Annotated in this window: 16 protein-coding genes and 2 pseudogenes; 13 read left to right on the top strand and 5 right to left on the bottom strand. The window is 72.3% G+C overall.

Features of this window, described 5'->3' with window-relative positions; genetic code table 11:
- Positions 1–7: 7 nt before the first annotated feature.
- From NYF13_RS35460 to NYF13_RS35450, 3 genes and pseudogenes are all read left to right on the top strand, one after another.
- Positions 8–286 (top strand): annotated as a pseudogene (locus tag NYF13_RS35460) (pyridoxamine 5'-phosphate oxidase family protein); the annotation flags it as partial.
- Positions 287–456: 170 nt separating this feature from the next.
- Positions 457–948, top strand: a pseudogene (locus tag NYF13_RS35455) (hypothetical protein); the annotation flags it as partial.
- A 27-nt stretch (positions 949–975) separates the two neighbouring features.
- Positions 976–1,692 carry an iron-sulfur cluster-binding domain-containing protein gene (locus NYF13_RS35450; protein ID WP_315662510.1) on the top strand — a complete coding sequence of 239 codons (717 nt, stop codon included), beginning with the start codon at positions 976–978 and terminating at the stop codon, positions 1,690–1,692.
- Between the two features lie 238 nt (positions 1,693–1,930).
- Here NYF13_RS35450 and NYF13_RS35445 read toward each other — a convergent pair whose 3' ends face one another.
- A complete protein-coding gene (locus tag NYF13_RS35445; protein ID WP_315661875.1) occupies positions 1,931–2,863 on the bottom strand; it encodes a tetratricopeptide repeat protein in 933 nt (310 codons plus the stop codon).
- A gap of 173 nt (positions 2,864–3,036) precedes the next feature.
- On the opposite strand from NYF13_RS35445, the gene NYF13_RS35440 reads away from it, so the two are divergent.
- Complete coding sequence (locus NYF13_RS35440; protein ID WP_315661876.1) at positions 3,037–3,426, top strand: hypothetical protein; 390 nt, start codon at positions 3,037–3,039, stop codon at positions 3,424–3,426.
- A 269-nt stretch (positions 3,427–3,695) separates the two neighbouring features.
- On the opposite strand, the gene NYF13_RS35435 is transcribed toward NYF13_RS35440, so the two are convergent.
- On the bottom strand, positions 3,696–4,001 hold the full coding sequence (locus tag NYF13_RS35435) for a thiamine-binding protein (RefSeq protein WP_315662489.1): 306 nt from the start codon (positions 3,999–4,001) through the stop codon (positions 3,696–3,698).
- Between the two features lie 101 nt (positions 4,002–4,102).
- On the opposite strand from NYF13_RS35435, the gene NYF13_RS35430 reads away from it, so the two are divergent.
- Positions 4,103–4,603, top strand: coding sequence for a MarR family transcriptional regulator (locus tag NYF13_RS35430; RefSeq protein ID WP_315662487.1), 501 nt, complete (start codon positions 4,103–4,105; stop codon positions 4,601–4,603).
- A gap of 100 nt (positions 4,604–4,703) precedes the next feature.
- Here the strand turns inward: NYF13_RS35430 and NYF13_RS35425 are convergent, their stop codons facing one another.
- The 3 genes from NYF13_RS35425 to NYF13_RS35415 all read right to left on the bottom strand — a co-directional run bounded on the left by NYF13_RS35425 (position 4,704) and on the right by NYF13_RS35415 (position 11,089).
- Complete coding sequence (locus NYF13_RS35425; RefSeq protein ID WP_315662486.1) at positions 4,704–5,075, bottom strand: DUF3817 domain-containing protein; 372 nt, start codon at positions 5,073–5,075, stop codon at positions 4,704–4,706.
- A gap of 303 nt (positions 5,076–5,378) precedes the next feature.
- Complete coding sequence (locus NYF13_RS35420) at positions 5,379–7,769, bottom strand: GH92 family glycosyl hydrolase (protein ID WP_315662485.1); 2,391 nt, start codon at positions 7,767–7,769, stop codon at positions 5,379–5,381.
- A gap of 77 nt (positions 7,770–7,846) precedes the next feature.
- Positions 7,847–11,089: a GH92 family glycosyl hydrolase gene (locus tag NYF13_RS35415; protein ID WP_315662483.1), complete on the bottom strand. Its 3,243-nt coding sequence runs from the start codon at positions 11,087–11,089 to the stop codon at positions 7,847–7,849.
- Positions 11,090–11,399: 310 nt separating this feature from the next.
- Here NYF13_RS35415 and NYF13_RS35410 point away from each other — a divergent pair, with 310 nt between their 5' ends.
- From NYF13_RS35410 to NYF13_RS35375, 8 genes are all read left to right on the top strand, one after another.
- Entirely contained in the window at positions 11,400–12,383 is a 984-nt protein-coding gene (locus tag NYF13_RS35410; RefSeq protein WP_315662482.1) for a LacI family DNA-binding transcriptional regulator, read from the top strand.
- Complete coding sequence (locus NYF13_RS35405) at positions 12,380–13,414, top strand: mannose-6-phosphate isomerase (protein WP_315662481.1); 1,035 nt, start codon at positions 12,380–12,382, stop codon at positions 13,412–13,414. Before NYF13_RS35410 ends, NYF13_RS35405 begins: the two co-directional genes overlap by 4 nt.
- 3 nt (positions 13,415–13,417) lie before the next feature.
- Positions 13,418–14,182, top strand: coding sequence for an ATP-binding cassette domain-containing protein (locus NYF13_RS35400; protein WP_315662480.1), 765 nt, complete (start codon positions 13,418–13,420; stop codon positions 14,180–14,182).
- Positions 14,183–14,327: 145 nt separating this feature from the next.
- Complete coding sequence (locus NYF13_RS35395) at positions 14,328–15,377, top strand: ABC transporter permease (protein ID WP_315662479.1); 1,050 nt, start codon at positions 14,328–14,330, stop codon at positions 15,375–15,377.
- A gap of 32 nt (positions 15,378–15,409) precedes the next feature.
- Positions 15,410–16,405, top strand: a complete 996-nt coding sequence (locus NYF13_RS35390; RefSeq protein WP_315662478.1) for an ABC transporter substrate-binding protein — start codon at positions 15,410–15,412, stop codon at positions 16,403–16,405.
- A gap of 109 nt (positions 16,406–16,514) precedes the next feature.
- Positions 16,515–17,555 (top strand): histidine kinase, encoded by a 1,041-nt coding sequence (locus NYF13_RS35385; RefSeq protein ID WP_315662476.1) that lies wholly within the window; start codon positions 16,515–16,517, stop codon positions 17,553–17,555.
- Positions 17,552–18,301 carry a LytTR family DNA-binding domain-containing protein gene (locus NYF13_RS35380; RefSeq protein WP_315662475.1) on the top strand — a complete coding sequence of 250 codons (750 nt, stop codon included), beginning with the start codon at positions 17,552–17,554 and terminating at the stop codon, positions 18,299–18,301. Before NYF13_RS35385 ends, NYF13_RS35380 begins: the two co-directional genes overlap by 4 nt.
- Entirely contained in the window at positions 18,298–18,690 is a 393-nt protein-coding gene (locus NYF13_RS35375) for a hypothetical protein (protein WP_315662474.1), read from the top strand. The genes NYF13_RS35380 and NYF13_RS35375 overlap by 4 nt, the downstream gene beginning before the upstream one ends.
- Positions 18,691–19,040: the final 350 nt, after the last annotated feature.

Genomic DNA, 19,040 nt, shown 5'->3' with positions numbered 1-19,040 from the left:
CACGGCTGTGGCAGCCGCCCGCGCCGCCCGCGCCCGCGCCCCGCCCCGGGTCGAGGGCCCGCTGGGCGGACCCGGGGTCGCCGAATTCCTCGCCGCCGCCCCGTTCCTCGTCCTGTCCACCTGGGACCGGTCCGGCGGGAGCGACACCAGCCCGCGCGGGGACCAGCAGGCCGTGGCGCGGATCCTCGACGACCGGACCCTGGTCATCCCCGACCGCCGGGGCAACAAGCGCGCGGACAGCCTGCACAACCTGCTCCAGGACGACCGGCTCTCGTTCGCCGCCCTGGTCCCGGGCCGCACCGGGGTGCTGCACGTCCGCGGCCGCGGCTCGATCACCGACGACGCGGCGCTGCTGGAGACCATGGCGTTGCGCGGGACTCCCCCGCACGCCGCGCTGCTCATCGACGTCGAGCACGCCGAAGTGACTTCCAGCGCCGCCGTGGCGCGCTCCCGCGTGTGGACCGCGCACCTCGAACGCGGCGCGGTGCCGGACCTGATGGCGCTGGCCGGGGACCACCTCGCGGCGAACACGGCGTCGAGCGGTCCGCTCGCCCGCGTTCTCAAGCTCGTCGTGGGGATTCCCGGGATCGGCCGGGTGGTGCGGCTGGTGATGAACCGCGCGTACCGGTCCGGGCTGCGGAAGGAGGGCTACGAGGACATCGAGGTCGGGTCCCCGCGTCCCGGGGCGGCCGCGCCGGACCCGGGGCGGGAGGTGCGGATCGCCGAGGTGCGCCGGGAGACACCCAGCGCGGTCACCCTCGTGCTGGAGGACACCGAGCGCGCGCGCCCGTTCGACTTCCGGCCCGGGCAGTTCTTCACCCTGGTCACCGACATCGACGGAAACCCGGTGCGGCGGGCGTACTCCGCTTCGTCGGCGCCGGGGCCCCGCGGCTGGAAATCACGGTCAAGCAGGTCGAGGGCGGCCGGTTCTCCACCCACGTCCACCGGGTCCTGCGGGCCGGGGACCGGCTGTCGGTGCGCGGGCCTTCGGGGGCGTTCCACCCCGACCCGGCGACGGCGCACGAGCTGGTCCTGATCGCCGCCGGCAGCGGGATCACCCCGGTGATGAGCATGATCCGCTCGCTCGCGGGGACTCGCCGGATCTCGTTGCTGTACACCAATCGCAGCGCCGACGAGGTGATCTTCGCCGACGAGCTCCGCCGGCTGGGCCAGGAAGACCGGCTCTCGGTCAGCCACGTCCTGACTCGGGACCGAGGCCGGCTCGACGCCGCGGGCGTGCGCGGCTGGCTCGACGAGGTGCGGCCGGCGAAGGACGCGCGGTACTACGTCTGCGGGCCCGAAGCGCTGAGGGACACCGTGCTGGAGGTCCTGGGCGGGCGGGGTGTGCCGGGCGACCACGTGCACCACGAGCGTTACACCAGCGGGGCGGAAACGACCCTCGGAACCACCGAGCCGCAGGAAATGCTGGTGCGCAACGGCTCGGACGAACTCGGCTCCACCGTGGTCGAACCCGGCCAGACGCTGCTCGACGCCGGGCTCGCGGCCGGATTGCCGATGCCGTACTCGTGCACGGTCGGCAACTGCGGGGACTGCCTGGTGAAACTATGCGACGGCGAGGTCGCCCTGAGCGGGCCGAACTGCCTGACCCCGCAGCAGCAGGCCGACGGCTACGTACTGGCCTGCGTGGGCTGCCCCCGGTCCAGGGTCACCCTGGACCTCGCCGAGCCGTGACCCCGGTGGGCGCGGGCGGCCCCGCGCCCACCGGGCCCGGTCGGGCTGGGGTTCCGCCGAGATCGCGGTCGCCGAGGCCCGGGCGAGCTGCCGCCGAACCGCGAGCCGACCGGGACAACGGGCACGCACCCGGTCCGGGCCCCATCGGGCCGCGGGCGTGATGGGTGCCCGCGGCGCGCGCCGCGGGCACCGCCGAGCCGTCAGCCGAGGTGGCCTCGATCACGCTCGCCGGAGCCGGTCAGAACAGCGCGCTCGCCAAGTTGCGGCGGGCCTTCATCACCCGGTCGTCAGCCGGGTCGAACAGCTCGAACAGGGCGATCAGGTGCTCACGGACGCGGTTGCGGTCCTCGCCCGCGGTGCGGCGGACCGTGTCGATCAGGCGGGTGAAGGCGGCGTCCACGTGCTGCTCGGCGACGTCCAGGTCGGCCGCGGCGAGCTGGGCGTCGAGGTCCGACGGGTCGGCGTCGGCCTTCGCGCGGGCGTCCGGGTCGGCGGCTTCGGTGCGGGCGGTGAACTTCACCTGGGCCAGCGCGTTCCTCGCCAGTTCGTTGGCGGGTTCGGCGTCGAGGATGCGCTCGTACGCGGCCTGCGCGGCGGCGAAATCACCCTGTTCGAAGGCGTCCTCCGCCTCGGTGAACCGCGGGTCCTCGGGCTCCTCGACCGGTCCGCCACCGGCCTGCTCCGCGGCCCGGATGCCGGGAAGCTGGTCGCGCAACGCGTCGAGCAGGCCGTCCAGCCACTTGCGGATCTCGGGCTCCGGCAGGGCGCCGGAGAACGCGTCCACGGGCTGGCCCCCGCCGATCGCGACGATGGTCGGGATCGACTGGGCGCCGAACAGCTGCGCGATGCGCGGGTTGGCGTCCACGTCCACCTTGGCCAGCACCCACGCGCCGCCGGACTCGGCGGCCAGGCGCTCCAGGACCGGGCTCAGCTGCTTGCACGGGCCGCACCACTCCGCCCACAGGTCCACCACGACCAGCTGGTTCAGCGAGCGCTCGACCACCTCGGCCTGGAAGGTGGCCTCGGTGACGTCGACGACCGCGCCGGAGGGCGGGGCGCCACCGTTCGCCGGCGGGGCGCCCGCGGGGGGCGCCGGGGGCTGGTTCCGGGACGATTCGGCCCGGGCCTTGAGCGCGGACAGGTCGACCGCGCCGGACAGTGCGGCGGACATCGCCGCCGAGTTCGCTGCAGATCCGCGTGGGTGAGTCACCCTGCCATCCTGGCACGCCCGCCCCCGGCATTTCACCGCCGGTGCCCGCCCCGACCGGTACGGTTCACCCGGCTCGGGCAAGCGCACCCGGGAACGGGCGGGAGGCGGCAGCGAACGTGATGAGCCGGCGGAGGATGACGGTGGCCCTGGCGGTCACCGCGGTGGTCGTGTGGCTCGGCGTGGTCACCGCGCTCATCGCCCGCCGGCCCGACCCGGGCGAGCCCTCCCCGGCCGCCCTGCGCGACGCCCTGGCCTCGGCGCTGTCCGCGCACGACGCCGACGCGCTGGGCGACCTGCTGAACTACCCCGGCTCGGGCGCCTCGGATTTCGCCGACGACTACATCGCGGTGCTGGACGACCGATCCGTGCACGACGTCACCGTGCGCCTGTCCCCCGACGACCGCGCCCCGACCACGGCCGAGGTCAGCGGGCGCTCCGGCCAGGGCCAGCCCTTCAGCTACCGGCTGGCCGTGACCACGGAGGACGGCCGGTGGACGGTGGCGTTCACCCCGCCCCTGCCCTGACCGCACCGTCCTGACCGCGCTGCCCTGCCTGCGCTGCCCTGCCTGCGCTGCCCTGGCCCGATCCTCCTGCCGCTGCGTTGGGCGCGCTGCCCACCCCGTGATGACGGGCACGCCACTCTGCGCCCACCGCCCCGGCCGCACGACGGCGGACACGGCTGTCCCCGGCCGCGCGGCCGGGCTGCGGCGCCTCGACCACATCGTCTCGGTCACGGCTGGCCCGCCAGGGGTACTGCGGCCCGACCGGCCGGTCCCGCCTCAGCGGCGGAGCGTCAGTCCTCCCGCAGGTGCGCCTCGACGCGCTCGACCTTCGCGGTGAGCTGGCCGGAGTCGTAGCCGGGGCGGATGTCGGCCTTGAGCACCAGCCCGACGCGGGCCGAACCCGCCCCCGCGGCCTCGACGGCCTGCTTCACCACCGCCATGCACTCGTCCCAGCTTCCTTCGATGTCGGTGAACATCGCACCCGTGGAATTGGGCAGGCCACTGTCGCGGACCACCTTCACCGCGCGCGAGACGGCCTCGCTGACTCCGCCGTCCGGGTCGCCGCCCGAGGGGCTGACGCTGAACGCGACGATCATGTCCGGGTTCCCTTCAGTTGTCGGTCAGGTCGAAAGCGCGGGCGAACCACGGAGCAGGTCGAGCGGCGCGTTCGGAGTACTCGCTGGTAATTTCGCCTGTCATGAACCGTCCGTTGCCGTTCGACCCGATCGCCCGCGCGGCCGAGCTCTGGGAGGACCGGATCGGCCCGGCCGGAACCATGGCCGCGGTCACCGGTGTGATGCGGGTGCAGCAGATCATCCAGTCCGCGGTGGACGGCGCGCTCAAACCGCACGGCCTCACCTTCGCCCGCTACGAGGCGCTCGTGCTGCTCACCTTCGCCCGCACCGCCAGCCTGCCGATGCGGGTGATGGGTGAGCGGCTGCAGCTGCACCCCACCAGCGTCACCAACATAGTCGACCGGCTGGAAAAGGACGGGCTGGTCAAGCGCGTGCCGCACCCGACCGACCGCCGCACCACGCTGGTGGAGATCACCGACGGCGGCCGCCGCCGCCGCGAGGCCGCGACCGAGGCCGTGACCTCGATCGACTTCGGGCTCAGCGGGCTCACCGAGCGCCAGGTCGAGCAGCTCACCGAACTGCTCACCAAGGTCCGCAAGTCCTCCGGCGACTTCACCGGGTGACCGCGGCCGGGTCATCGCCGCCGGGCCACCGCCGCCGGTAACGCGAACGGGCCCGCACGACACGAGGTCGTACGGGCCCGTCGGGGTCGAACGGGGACGGTCAGGCCGTCGCGGTCTCCCGCACGCGCGGCTCGAACAGGCCGACGCCGCCGTGGGTCAGGCGCTGCGGGCCGTCGAGGCGGCCGTTGCGCAGGGCCCACTTCTCGAACAGCCAGGTGAACAGCGGCGGGATGCTGGACAGCAGCGCGAGCACCAGAGTCTTCGGGCGCCAGCCGAGCGGCTTCGCCACGGACAGGGAGACCAGCAGGTACAGGACGAAGACGACGCCGTGCACCATGCCGATGACGGGAACGCCGCCCTGGCCCGAGGAGCCGACGACGTACTTGAAGAACATCCCGATCAGCAAACCGGCCCAGGACAGGGCTTCGGCGACTGCGGCCACGCGGAACACGAGAGCGGCCTTGCTGGACACGACTTCCTCCTGTGCGTCACACGGGTGCGTGCTGCCTGCACACACGAAAACGTCCGGTCAGCACTGTCCAAGACGGACGGAACCGCTTGGCGTCAACAGCACTGTCGGACGTTGTCTGAGACCAGTGTGAGGCGTGACGGCCCTCACCGGAACACCGGGGGCGGTGATCGTGCTCACGAAATGGGTCCATTGTGGCCTGTGCCACTCCGGTGAAGACCGGTGACGGGCCGGGAAAATCGTGAAGGCCCCCTCCCCCTCCCGCATGGCGGGAAGGAGCCTTCACGGACAGTCTTCGACCGGGCACTAACCGGCGCAGGGGGACGGCGGGGCGGATGAAGGTGACGTTGCCCACGTCGCCCGGGCCGGGTCGCTCGTCAGTGAGAAGTCCAGGTTCGTGCCACGGCGAAGTTGCTCGACACTGACGTAGGACTTGTCACTCGGCCGCGCGCCCACCTCGAGGCCCTGCACGTACTGAAGCTTCGCACCGTCCGCGCCGCCGGCCTTGATCGTGACCGAGCGGCCGTTCTCAAGATGCAGGACGGACCGGGCGAAGCGCGGGGCGTTCAGCACGAAGTTCCCGGTACCCGGGACCGCCGGGTAGAGACCCAGCGCGCTGAACACGTACCAGGCCGACATGGTGCCGAGGTCGTCGTTGCCGGTGACGCCGTTGGGCGCGTCGGTGAACAGCGTGTGCGCCGCGCGCACCACAGCGGAGGTCTTCCACGGCTGCCCGGTGAGCGTGTACATCCACGGCGAGTGCAGGTCGGGCTCGTTGTTCGGGTTGTAGCGGAACTGGTTGTAGTAGCTGTACGGGCCGACCACCCAGTCCTTGCGCACGGTCGCCGCCGGGTCCTTCACCAGGTTGCCGTAGGAGAAGAAGTCGTCGAGCCGCCGGCCGACGTTCGCCGCCCCGCCCATCTTCTGCTCCAGGCCGGGCACGTCCTGCTGGACCAGCCACTGGTACTGCCAGGCCGTGCCCTCGTGGAAGCCGTCCTGGCTCTGCGGGCTGTACGGGCCGTCGGCCGGGGTGAACCAGGCGCCGCCGGCCAGCTTCGGGCGGAAGAAGCCGGTGAAACCGCGGTCGCCGACGCTCGGGTCCCAGAGCGTGGAATACGTGCGGCCCTTCGCGGCCAGCGCGGCCGCGTCCTGCTTCCGGCCCAGGGCCGCCGCCATCACCGACAACGAGCAGTCGCCGAGGGCGTATTCGAGGGTGGCCGAAGCGCCGTGGTCCGGGTCGGTGTCCTGGCCCTTCTTCGGGAAGTCGGTCTGGTACTGGACGAACCCGTCGGCCTGGTAGCTGGCGTTGCCCGAGCGGCCCTGGAAGGGCGAGGCGGCCGGCGGGATCTCCCGCGAGTTCTGCAGCAACGCCCGGTACGCCCGCGCCTCGTCGCCGCTCAGCGCGCCGAACCGCCACAGGTCCACCAGGAACGGCGTGACCGGGTCGCCGGTCATCGTGTTGGTCTCCTGGCTCGCATACGCCCACCGCGGCAGCCAGCCGCCCTGGTCGTGGATGGCGAGGATGCTCTTGGCGATGTCACGGGCCCGGCCGGGCTTCAGCAGCGCGAGCAGCTGGTTCTGCGAGCGGTAGGTGTCCCACAGGGAGAAGAAGTCGTAGTACGTCCAGCCGATCGCCCGGTGCACCTTCCGGTCGAAGCCGTAGTACCGCCCGTCCGCGTCGTTCGCGGTGAGCGGCTGCAGGAAGGAGTGGTAGAGCGAGGTGTAGAACACCGTGCGGTCCTCGGGGGTGCCGCCGCCGATGTCCACACTGGACAGTTCCTGGCGCCAGGACCGCTGCCCGTCGGCCTTCACCGCGTCGAACGGGCGCAGCCGGGAGGCGGCCAGGTTGAGGTCGGCGCCGCGGGCGTCCACCTGGGAGATCGAGGTGGTGGCCGTGAGCTGCCCGCCGCGGGGGAAGGTCAGCCAGGCGCCCCGCAGTCCGGCCGCGCCGGCGGAGGCGCGGCTGCCGGGGGTGCCGCCGGTGGGCGACCAGGTGCCGTAGCGGCTGAACGGCTGGTCGAACTTCGTGGTGAAGTACGTGGTGTACGCCTTGCCGCCGCAGAACGCCTGGGACTCGACCGTGCCCGCGATGGTGTGGTCGTCGACCACCCGCACGCTGCTGCCGGTCACCGGTTCCTTGGCGTTGGCCTGCCCGACGTTGACGAACACGTTGGCCGGGCCGGACCGGTCGAAGGTGTAGCGCTCGACCCCGCTGCGGGTGCTCGCGGTGGTCTCCACGTCGATGCCGCCGTAGCCGGTCAGGTGCACCTTGTAGTAGCCAGGCTTGCCGACTTCGCCCTCGTGCGTGTATGGCGCTGCGTACGCGGCGTTGTCGAAGGTCGCGGGTTTCGTCGTGTCGAAAGCGGCGCCCGGGCCGATCTCGCCGGTGGTGGGCAGCGTGGACACCAGGCCGCCCTGCTCCCAGCAGCCCGCGCCGGAGAGGAAGAAGTGGCCGAAGCCGCGGATCGCGGGGTCGGTGTAGAGGTAGCCGGCGTAGTGGCTCGTCTGGGGGCTGACCTGCGTCATGCCGAACGGGGCCGAAGCTCCGGGGAAGGTGTTGCCCTCGTCCTGCGTGCCGATGAAGGTGTTCACGGCGTCGAGCGGGTCACCGCCCGGGCGGGCCCCGGCGGGCGCGGGGGTCAGCCCGGCCGCGGCCACGGCGAGCGCGAGCGCGCCCGCCAGAACTCTGCTCCTCATCGAGGATTCCTTTCTGGGACAGCGTGAAGGCCACCGCGGGGTTCCGCGGTGGCCTTCACGGCTGAAGGTGGCGGAGATCAGCCGATGCCGATGCCGAACACGTGCAGCACCCCGCCGGTGACGTTCGACGGCAGCGTCACGCTGGCCACCGTCTTGCCCGCGTCGAGGGTGATCGGCGCGGTGCCGAACACCATCGTGCGGATCTGCTGCGGGTCGCCGCCCGAAGCGTTGCGGTACGGCGTGCTCAGCACCGTCCGGTTGCCGAACGCGGGCTGCGCCCCGCCGCCGCCGAGCGTCCAGTCCGACAGCCCGACGGTGGCGGTGGACTTGCTGCCGTCGGTGTAGTTGACCGTCAGCGTGCCCTGGGCGTTGCCGTCGGCACCCGAGCCGAGCAGGGCCAGCTTGCCGGAGCCGGTCACGTTCACCGTCTGGCCGTTCGCGACCGCGTTGTCCGGCTCGCCGGTGGCGAAGGACGGCCAGGTGAACTTGATGCCGTCACTGGTCACCGTGCCACCCGGCTTGGCGCCGGCCGCGGCCAGCGCGTCGGCCGAGTAGCTCCAGCCGCCGCCGTCGAAGTTGGCCGCCGAGGGGTCGGAGTCCGGGGAGATGCCGGTGTTGTCGACCGTGGCCAGCCAGCTGTTCGGCTGCGCCACCAGCACGGTGAGCGTGGCCTGCGTACCGGCCAGCCCCGGCGCCGAGAAGGTCACCGGGATCCGCCGCGGCCCGTCGGAGGTGCCGGCCGGCACCGAGACGGTGAACGTGGCGCGCGCCTTGCCGCCCGCGGGCACCGCGACGCTGCCGGTGGCCGGCGAGACGGTGATGCCGTCGACCGAACCGGCCGAGTAGGTCCACGTCCTCGCCGTGCCGGACAGGTCCTGCACCCCGGCCGAGGCGGCGATCGAGGAGCCGGCCGGGGTCACCACGCGAGCCGGGTCCACGAAGGACAGGCTCGGCTTCTCCTGCTCGCGGAACGACGGCGGGGCGTCGGCGGGGGCGCTGCCCCACGCGGTGGCCGTGGCCGAACGCGTGTAGTCCAGCGTGCCCCCGGCGGAGATCAGCGCCTCCGGCAGCCACGCCTTGGCCTCGGGCGCGCCGTTGACCTTCAGCGAGCCCACGTAGGCACCCGAGCCCGGAGCGTTGACCGTGATCTTCTTGCCCGCGCCCGTGGTGATCACGGAGTGGGCGAACCGCGGCGTGGTCAGCAGGGTCTCGGCCCGGCCCGGGATCTCCGGGTACACCCCGAGCGCGGACCAGACGTACCAGGCCGACATCTGCCCGAGGTCGTCGTTGCCGATCAGGCCTTCGGGACGGGGGTTGTACAGCTCGTCCATGGACCGGTGCACGATCGACTGGGTCTTGGCCGGGGCGCCGGCGAAGGAGTAGACGAACGGCGCGTCGGAGTTCGGCTCGTTGCCCATGAACGCGTACGGCCTCTGCGTGCCCGCGTTCAGCTCGGTGAAGAAGGTGTCCAATCGCGACTGCACGGCCTTGTCGCCGCCGAACGCCGTGACCAGCCCGCCGAGGTCGTAGGGGACCATCCAGTCGTACTGCGCGCCGTTGCCCTCGACCCAGCCCTGCGAGCTGGCGGGGTCGAAGCTGCCGGAGAACGAGCCGTCCGCGTTGCGCGGCTGCAGGTGCCCGGTGCCGGGGTTGTAGAGGTTCTGCCAGTTCTGCGCGCGCTTCATGAACGTGGTGTACGTGGCGCTGTCGCCGAGCCGCTTCGCGAACTGGGCGATGGAGAAGTCGGCGCTGGAGTACTCCAGCGTGTCCGCGCCCGCGCCCGGCACGTAGCCGAGCTTCTGGTACGCGTCCAGGCCCGGCCGCTCGGTGTAGCCCTGCGTCGGCTGGGTCGCGCCCTTGATCATCAGCAGCAACGCCTTCTGGGCGTCGAAGTCACGGGCGCCGAAGGCGTACGCGCTGGAGACGATGATGTGGTACGGGTCGCCGTTCATCACGCCGGTGTAGTCGTTGGCCACGGTCCAGCGGTCCCAGGACCCGCCCTGCTCGGCGTAGGCCATCATCGAGCGGACGATGTCCGAGGTCTGCTTCGGGTCGATCGTGGCCAGCAGCGGGATCTCCGAGCGGTAGATGTCCCACCCGGAGAAGTTGGTGTACATCGCGTGGCCGGCTCGGGCACCGTCGGCCTGGTGGATCTGCCCGTCGAAGCCGGGGTAGCTGCCGTCCACGTCGGAGAACACGTTCGGCTGGATCAGCGAGTGGTAGAGCGAGGTGTAGAACGTCGTCAGATCGGCGTCGGGACCGCCGCTCACGGCGATCTTGCCGAGCTGGTCGTTCCACGCCTGGCGGGTGGCCGCGGCCACCTGGTCGAACGACTTCTTGCCGTTGTTCTCGGCCTTGAGGTTGGCCTTGGCTCCCTCGACCGACACGAACGACACCCCGACCTGGGCGTTGACCTGCGCGCCGTTGAGGTTCGCGAAGGTGACGTAACCGCCGCTGCCGGGGCCGCTGACCGTGGTGTCCTGGGTCTTCTGCTTCGCCGGGCGCGCGATCGCGGCTTCGACGCCGTTCGGCTGGGCCACCTTGGCCTTCGCGCCGCCGGTCTCGGCGGTCTTGCCCGGGGTCACGGCGCCGTTCTTCCAGGTGCCCACGGAGGCGAACGGGGTGTCGAACTTGGCCGAGAAGTAGACCCGGTAGCTGTTGCGCGCCCCGCAGAACCGGCCGCTGGTCGCCCAGCCGCTGATCGTGTCCTTGCCGATGGTGATGGACGCGTCGTCGGTGCCGTTGACCGAACCGGAGGTGTTCACCAGCAGCGTGGACGACGCGCCGGCCGGGTAGGTCAGCCGCGCGGAGCCGGTGCGCTGGGTCGCGCTCAGCTCGACCTTGGCGCCGCTGTCCAGTTTCACGTCGTACTCGCCGGCCGTGGCGTGCTCGTTGGCGTGCGAGAACGTCGAGGTGTAGTGGCCGGGGTCGGTCGCCGGGGAGGTGCCCACCTCACCGACGTAGGGGATGAACGGGATGTCCTCGTAGGTCGAGCAGCCCGCGCCGGACAGGTGCGTGAGGCTGAACCCGGTGAGGGCGTTGTCGTCGTAGAAGTACCCGCCCGGCTGGGACTTCACCGTGTCCGGGCTCCACTGCACCATGCCGAACGGCGCCACCGCGCCGGGGAAGGTGTTGCCGGCGCCCCCGCCGGTCCCCTGGTCCGCCCCGCCGGGCCGGGTGCCGACGAAGGGGTTCACCCACTTCGCCAGGTCCTGCGCGGCCGGGGCCTTCGCCGCCAGTGCGGGCGCGGCCGGGGCCACCGCCGCCACCACCGCCGTGGTCAGGAAGATCAGTCCGGCTCTCCAGCGCGCTCGCGCCATATCGCCATCGCCTCTCCAGTCGTCGGCGCGACACCGGTGGATGACAACCTTGTCGCGCACACCTTCGATGCGGGCAACCTTGGGCAATGCCTCACGAGAACGTCAAGGCCGAGGTGGGAGTCTGTCCGGTTCCGGACAGGCTGATCAACCGTCTGCCCTACGACTTTCGCCGGGCGGATTCCGGTCACCGCGGCACGGGGATTGACATACCACCGCGCCGTGGTGTGAAATCTCCGCCACTATGACAACGTTGTCTCCTCATGGCCGGGAAGCGGACGGGTTCCCCCGCCCGGCGAGCCGGCGGGCCACCATGAGCGACGTGGCCCGGCTGGCGGGCGTCAGCATCAAAACGGTGTCGCGGGTCGTCAACGACGAGCCCGCGGTGCACCCGGACACCGCCGAGCGGGTGGTCGCGGCCATCGAGCAGCTCGGCTTCCGGCGCAACCTCGGCGCGCGCAACCTGCGCCGCGGGTCCACGACCGGCACCATCGGCCTGATCGTCGAGGACGTCGGCAACCCCTTCTACTCCGAGCTCAACCGCGCGGTCGAGCGGATCGCCACCTCGTTCGGCCGCCAGGTGCTCACCGGCTCCTCGGAGGAGAACTCCGACCGCGAGCGCGAACTGGCCCTGGAGTTCTGTGCGCGCCGGGTGGACGGCATCCTCGTCGTCCCCGCCGGCCTGCAGCACGGCTACCTGGTGCCGGAGATGCGCGCGGGCACGCCGGTGGTCTTCCTCGACCGCCCGGCCGGCGACATCGTGGCCGACACGGTGCTGCTGGACAACCTCGGCGGGGCGATCGAGGCGGTCACCCACCTGGCCGGGCACGGGCACCGCCGGATCGCCTTCCTGGGCGACAGCCCGGACATCTTCACCGCGGCCGAGCGCCTGCGCGGCTTCCGGGAAGGCTGCGTGCGCAACGGGATCTCCTACGACGAGAGCCTGGTCGTGATGACCACGCCCTCCCCGGAGACCGTGGGCCACGCCGTGCGGAGCCTGCTCACCGGGCCCGGCGCCGCCACCGCGGTGATCGCCGGCAACAACCGGGTGGCCGTGCACCTGCTGCGCGCGCTGGCGCACGCGCCGCACCGGCTCGCCGTGGTCAGCTTCGACGACTTCGAGCTGGCGGATCTGCTGGAGCCGCCGGTCACGGTCGTCGCGCACGACGTCAGCGCCCTCGGGCACGCGGGGGCAGAGCTGCTGTTCGCCCGCGTCCAGGGGGATCAGTCCGCACCGAGAAAGGTAATCCTGCCCGTGCATCTTGTCGCCCGCGGTTCCGGTGAGGTCGCCCCGTGAGTGAGCGCCTCCAGCCCATCCGGCTCCCGGCCAACCAGCCCCCGCAGTTCTACCGCGGCGGCGACGCCATCGCGGCCCTGCGCGGTGTCGGCTCCGAAACCAAGTTCGGCCCGGAGGACTGGGTCGGGTCCGTCACCCCGATGTTCGGCCAGGACACCACCGGCCTGACCCGGCTGCCCAGCGGCGTGTGGCTGCGCGACGCCGTGCGGGCGGACCCGGCCGGCTGGCTCGGGGCCAAGCACGTGGAGAAGCTCGGCGACTCCACCGGTCTGCTGGTGAAGCTGCTCGACGCCGGCCAGCGGCTGCCCGTGCACTTCCACCCCTCGGACGCGTTCGCCCAGCAGCACTTCGACTCGCACTTCGGCAAGACCGAGGCGTGGATCGTGGTCGGCACCTACGGCGAAGACCCGCGGGTGTACCCGGGCTTCAAGGAGACGGTGGGCAAGGAGACCGTCTCGGAGTGGACCCGTGAGCAGGACGCGCCGAGCATGCTGGGCGCGCTCAACAGCGTGCCGGTCCAGGCCGGCGACACGGTGTACATCCCGTCCGGACTGCCGCACGCGATCGGCGAGGGCGTGTTCGTGGTCGAGCTCCAGCAGCCCACGGACTTCTCGCTCACGCTGGAGTGGCGGGACTTCCTGGCTTCGCCGGAGAAGGGCCACCTCGGCATCGGCTTCGACACCGCGATCGAAACCCTGGACACCTCCGGCTGGGACGAACAGCGGCTGAAGTCCATCGTCAAGCACACCGCGGCCGACCCGTCGTCCACTGTGGACCTGCTGGCGCCCGGCTCGGACGCGTTCTTCCGCGCGGACCGGCTGCAGGTGACCGGCCCGGCGGTGGCGCTCGACCCGTCGTTCGCGGTGCTGGTGGTGCTCGACGGCCAGGGCACGCTGCGCACGGAGCGCGGCGGCGAGCACCCGCTGGCCAAGGGCGACACCTACGTGGTCCCGTTCGACGCCGGCCAGGCCGAGGTCACCGGGACCCTGACCGTGATCCGCTGCCGTCCCCCGCTCCCCGAAAAGAGGTAGCCGATGAGCGAGATCCTGCTCGACGCCGTCGACCTCACCAAGCACTACGGCTCGGTGGAGGCCCTGCGCGGCGCCTGCTTCCAGGCCCGTGCTGGTGAGGTCACCGCCCTGATCGGCGACAACGGCGCCGGGAAGTCGACCCTGGTGAAGTGCCTGTCCGGCGCGGAACAGCCGTCGTCGGGCCGGATCTCGCTCGCCGGGGCCGAGGTGCAGCTCGACAGCCCCACCACCGCCCGGCGCCTGGGCATCGAAACGGTGTACCAGGACCTCGCGGTGGCCCCGGAGCTCGACCCGGCCGCGAACCTGTTCCTGGGCCGGGAGCTGCACCGCAAGGGCATCCTGGGCAAGATCGGCATGCTGGACAAGCCCGAGATGCGGCGGCGGGCGGTGGCGGAGTTCAAGCGCCTCGGCGTGACCCTGCAGAGCACCGACGTGCCGATCGGCACGCTGTCGGGCGGGCAGCGCCAGAGCGTCGCGGTGGCGCGCTCGGTGGTGTGGGCCTCGAAGGTCGTGTTCATGGACGAGCCGACCGCCGCGCTCGGCGTGGTGCAGCGCGAGCGCGTGCTCGAGGTGATCAAGAAGGTGCGGGACCAGGGCATCGCCGTGGTGCTGATCAGCCACAACATGCCCGAGGTCCTGGCGGTCTCCGACCGGGTCGAGGTGCTGCGCCTGGGCCGCCGCGTGGCCCGGTTCGCCGGACCGGACACGAAGCTCGAAGACCTGGTGGCCGCCATGACCGGCGCCTTGGTCCAGGAAGAGGCGGCGTGAGCCACACCATCGCGCCAGCCCGCTCGCGCCGCCGACCGGGTGCGGGTACCCCGCAAAACCCAGGAGGCGGCGTGAGCACACGATCGCGCCAGCCCGCCCCCGCCGCCGACCGGGTGCGGGTACCCCGCAAGACACAGGAGGCGGCGTGAGCACACCGGTGGAGGACCCGGCGATCCAGACCACTGTGGACGGTGATTTCGGCAAGGTGCCGCTGGGCCAGCGGCTGGTCGGGGCGAACACGTTCTGGATCGCGCTGGTGCTGGTGGCGCTGATCCTGGTGTTCAGCGTGATCGCGCCGGACAACTTCCCCACCCTGTACAACTTCCAGCAGCTGATGAACGAAGCCTCGGTGCTGCTGGTGGTGTCGGTGGGCATGACGTTCGTGATCATCACCTCCGGCATCGACCTGTCCGTGGGCTCGGTGCTGATCTTCGCCGGCATGGTGGCGGGCAAGACCATGGAGGCGCTCAGCGGCGGCGACGCGTCGAGCGCCGGCTGGGGGGTGATCACCGCCGGGCTGGTCGCGGCCGTGCTGGGCGGCACGGTCTGGGGCCTGGTCAACGGGTTCCTGATCGCGGTGGCGGGCATCCCGCCGCTGATCGTCACGCTCGGCACCACGGGCGCGGCGCTCGGCGTGGCCTACCTGCTCAACGGCGGGTCCGACGTGCGCAGCGTGCCCACCGCGCTGAACAGGCAGCTGGGCTACGGCACCTCGTTCGGCGGCGTGCCGAACCTGGTGCTGGTGGCCGCGGTGATCACGCTGATCGGTGCGTGGCTGCTGCACACCACCAAGTTCGGCCGCTACACCTTCGCCGTCGGCTCCAACGCCGAAACCGCGCGGCGCTCCGGGATCGGGGTCACCGGGCACCTGCTGAAGGTGTACCTGCTGACCGGGTTGCTGGCCGGGGTGGCCGGGTTCCTCTCCCTGGCCTACTACTCCTCGACCACGGTCTCCGGGCACACCACCGACAACCTGAACGCCATCGCCGCCACGGTGCTGGGCGGCACCAGCCTGTTCGGCGGCGTCGGCTCGATGCTGGGCACGGTGATCGGCGTGTTCATCCCGGCCGTGCTGACCAAGGGTTTCAACATCATCCACGTCCAGGACTTCTGGCAGCGGATCGTGGTCGGCGCGGTGCTCATCGCCGCGGTCTGGTTCGACCAGCAACGTCGCCGCCGCCGCAACTCCCGCTGAATCCTCCCCCGAGTACGAAGAGGTGCTTGAAGATGCAGCTGAGCAAGACCCTGATCACCGCCGGAGTGCTGGCTTCGGCCGCTTCACTGGTGGCGGCGTGCGGCAGCGGGCAGATCGGCGACAGCGGCTCCGGCGGTTCGTCGAACCCGGCGAACAGCAAGAAGCTCGCGCTGGTGCCGGGGGTGCAGGCCGAACCGTTCTACATCTCGATGCAGTGCGCGGCGCAGGAGGAGGCCAAGAAGCTCGGCTACGACCTGACCACGCAGGCGCCGCAGAGCTTCGACGCGGCGATGCAGACCACGATCGTCAACGCGCTGGGCGCGAACCCGCCGGCCGCGCTGCTGGTCACCCCGACCGACGACCAGGCGCTGCGCGCGCCGATCGAGCAGGTGAAGAACCGCGGCGCGAAGATCATCGAGGTGGACACCGCGCTCAAGGACACCAGCGTCGCGGTCTCGTCGATCTCCTCGGACAACGCCGAGGGCGGCAAGCTGGCCGCGCAGACGATGGCGAAGCTGGTCGGCGACAAGCCGGGCTCGGTGCTGGTGCTGGACACCATCGCGGGCACGTCGACCTCGAACGCGCGGGCCAAGGGCTTCACCGACGAGCTGAAGAACCACCCGAACCTCAAGTCGGCCGGCATCCAGTTCACCCAGAACGAGCCCGACCAGGCGGCGGGCAAGGTGACCGCGGCGCTGGCTTCCACCCCGGACCTGGTCGGCGTGTTCGCCACCAACCTCAACACCGGTGAGGGCGCGGCCACCGGTCTGCGCAACTCGGGCAGGATCGGCCAGGTCGACCTGGTCGGCTTCGACGCCAGTCCGTCCGAAGTGGACGGCCTGCGCAAGGGCGAGTACCAGGCCCTGATCGCCCAGGACCCGGCCTCGATCGGCACCCAGGGCGTCGACCAGGCCGTGGCCGCGATCGAGGGCAAGACGGTGACCCGCCACCTCACCGCGCAACTGCACTCGATCACCAAGGACGACCTGGACCAGAATTCGCAGTACTTCTACAAGCAGAAGTGCTGAGCCCGCACTGAGGTGCGCCGAAGGGGACTCTCCCGGCGAGGAGGGTCCCCTTCGGCGTGTCCGGGTCTAGGATCGGCACCCCGGAACCAGCACCGAGGGGAGGCCGTCGATGACCGAGGGTGCGCGCCGGTCCTCGGGCACCGGCCCCGCCGCCGTGCTGGCCGCGGCCCGGAAGGTCTCCGACGAGCTGGCCGACGGGCTCACTGGCCTCCGCGCGCGCCGCGCCGCCCACGGCCTGCGGCGGCTGTTCGGCTTCGCCGGGCTCGGCCTCACCGACCTTTCGGGCTCGCTGCTGTGGTCCGGGCGGCCGGGCGCGGACCCGGCCGTGGATCGTCTGCTGCACGAGGTGCTGCACGGCGAGGAGCCGGTGTCGTCGGGCGGGGTGGACGCCGTGCCGCTGCACGTCCACGACGAGCTGGCCGGTGCGCTGCTGGTGGTCGGCGGTCCGCCGTCCCGGGTGCTGCGGCAGGCGGGTGAGCTGGTGGTGCGGGCGCTGGAGCGCGGGCGGCTGGAGTCCTCCGCGGACCAGGCGGCGCAGGCCGAGCTTCGGGCGTTGCGGGCGGAGATGTCGCCGCACTTCGTGTACAACGCGCTGACCGTGATCGCGTCCCTGGTCCGCGAGGAGCCGGACCGGGCGCGGGACCTGATGCTGGACTTCGCGGACTACACGCGCTACAGCTTGGCGCGCCACGGCGAGTACACCGTGGTGGCCGAGGAGTTCCGCGCGGTGGAGACCTACCTGGCGCTGCAGCGCGCGGTGCTGGGCGAGCGGCTGCGGGTGCAGGTGCGGGTGGCTCCGGAGGTGCTGGCCGTCGCGGTGCCGTACCTGGTGCTGGAGCCGCTGGTGGAGAACGCGATCCGGCACGGCATCGAGCCGCGCGCGGGCGCCGGGCTGGTCCAGGTGCACGGACAGGCGGAAGGGAACGACTGCGTGATCAGCGTGGAGGACGACGGGGTGGGCCTGGACCCGGCCCACGCGGCGGACATCCTCGCCGGCCGGGCCGGCGACGGCCTGGGCTTGACCAATGTGGACAGACGACTCCGCACCGTCTACGGGGCCTGGTACGGGCTGACGGTCGAGACCGCCCCGGGCGCGGGCACCCGCGTCGTCGTGCGCGTGCCGCGGTTCCAGCCGGGGGTGCTGCCGTGAGCGGGCTGCGGGTGCTCGCCGTCGACGATCTCCCGGGGGCGCTGGCCGAGTTGTGCCGGATGCTGCGCGAGGCGCCGGAGGTGGACGAGGTGGTCGGGGCCGGCGACGCGCTGCGGGCGGTGAAGCTGGTGCAGGCGGACCGGTTCGACGCGGTGTTCCTGGACATCTCGATGCCGGGACTCGACGGGCTGGAGCTGGCGTCGCTGCTGGCGAAGCTCTCGGAACCCCCGGTGATCGTGTTCGTCACGGCGCACGACGGGCACGCCGTGGCGGCCTACGGCATCGGTGCGGTGGACTACCTGCTGAAGCCGGTCCGCACGGAACGGCTGGCGGCGGCGCTGGCGAAGGTCCGGCGCCTGGCCCCGGCCGGCGGTCCCCGGCCCGCGCCCGACACGATGGCCGCCCTCCCGGTCGACGCGGGCGGGCGCACCCGTTACGTCCGCCGCGACGACGTCCTGTTCGTGGCGGCCCACGGCGACTACGTCCGCCTCCACACCCGCGGCGGCGTGCACCCGGTGCGCATGCCCCTCTCCCGGCTGGAGGAGTACTGGGAGGGCGCCGGTTTCACCCGCGTGCACCGTGGTTTCCTGCTCGCCGTGGGCGCGGTGCTGGAGCTGCGCAGCGACTCCGCGGGCGGGCTGCTGGCCCACACCGAGGCCGGCGACGTCCCGGTGAGCCGGCGCCACGCGCGAGACCTGCGCGACCGCCTGCTGGAAGCGGCGCAGCGCGGGCAGCCGGGCTCGTGAGCGTGCCGCCCGGTCCCCACCGGCGCAACCACGCGCGGCCCCGGCGGGTCACCGTCACCAGCCCGCAGACGCGGCTGGCCCGTTCACGACGGCAGGCCCGCGGCCGCTGGCGCACGCCCCGGCTCCGGGCGGCCGACGCCGAACGCGCGGCCGAGCTCCACCGCGCCCAGCGACGGCGCGGAATCCCGGCGCTGGTGGCGCTGTTCGGGCTGGTGCTGGGCCTGCCCGTGGTCTTCGCCGCGGCCCCGGTCCTCGACGACGTGCGGTGGTGGGGGATTCCGTTGTCCTGGTTGATGATCGCGGTGCTGCCGTACCCGGTGATGGCCGGGCTGGCCCGCTGGCAGCTCCGCCGGGCCGAGCGCACCGAACGCACCGAGGACCAGCGATGAGCCCGTCCCGATCCGCGCCCACCCGAGCCCTGCCGCCGCCGCACGTCCCGAGCCGCCTCCGAGCCCAGCCGACGCCGCCGCACAACCCCGACCGCCGCCCCCAGCCGACGCCGCACAACCCAGGCCACTCCCAGCCAACGCCGCACAACCCAAGCCACCCCCACCCCCGACCGACGCCGCACAACCCAAGCCACCCCCTCCCCCCGCCGACGCTGCCGCACAACCCCAGCCACCCCCACCACCAACCGGCGCCGCACAACCCCAGCCACCTCCACCCCCAACCGGCGCCGCCGCACGCCACCCCGCACGGAACCCGGTCCGCCGCCACGAACCGGCTCCCCCCGGCGGCT

The organism is Amycolatopsis sp. PS_44_ISF1, from assembly GCF_032335455.1.
In the GTDB taxonomy this organism is placed as follows: Bacteria; Actinomycetota; Actinomycetes; order Mycobacteriales; family Pseudonocardiaceae; genus Amycolatopsis.
This window is presented reverse-complemented; position numbering and strand designations above follow the sequence as displayed.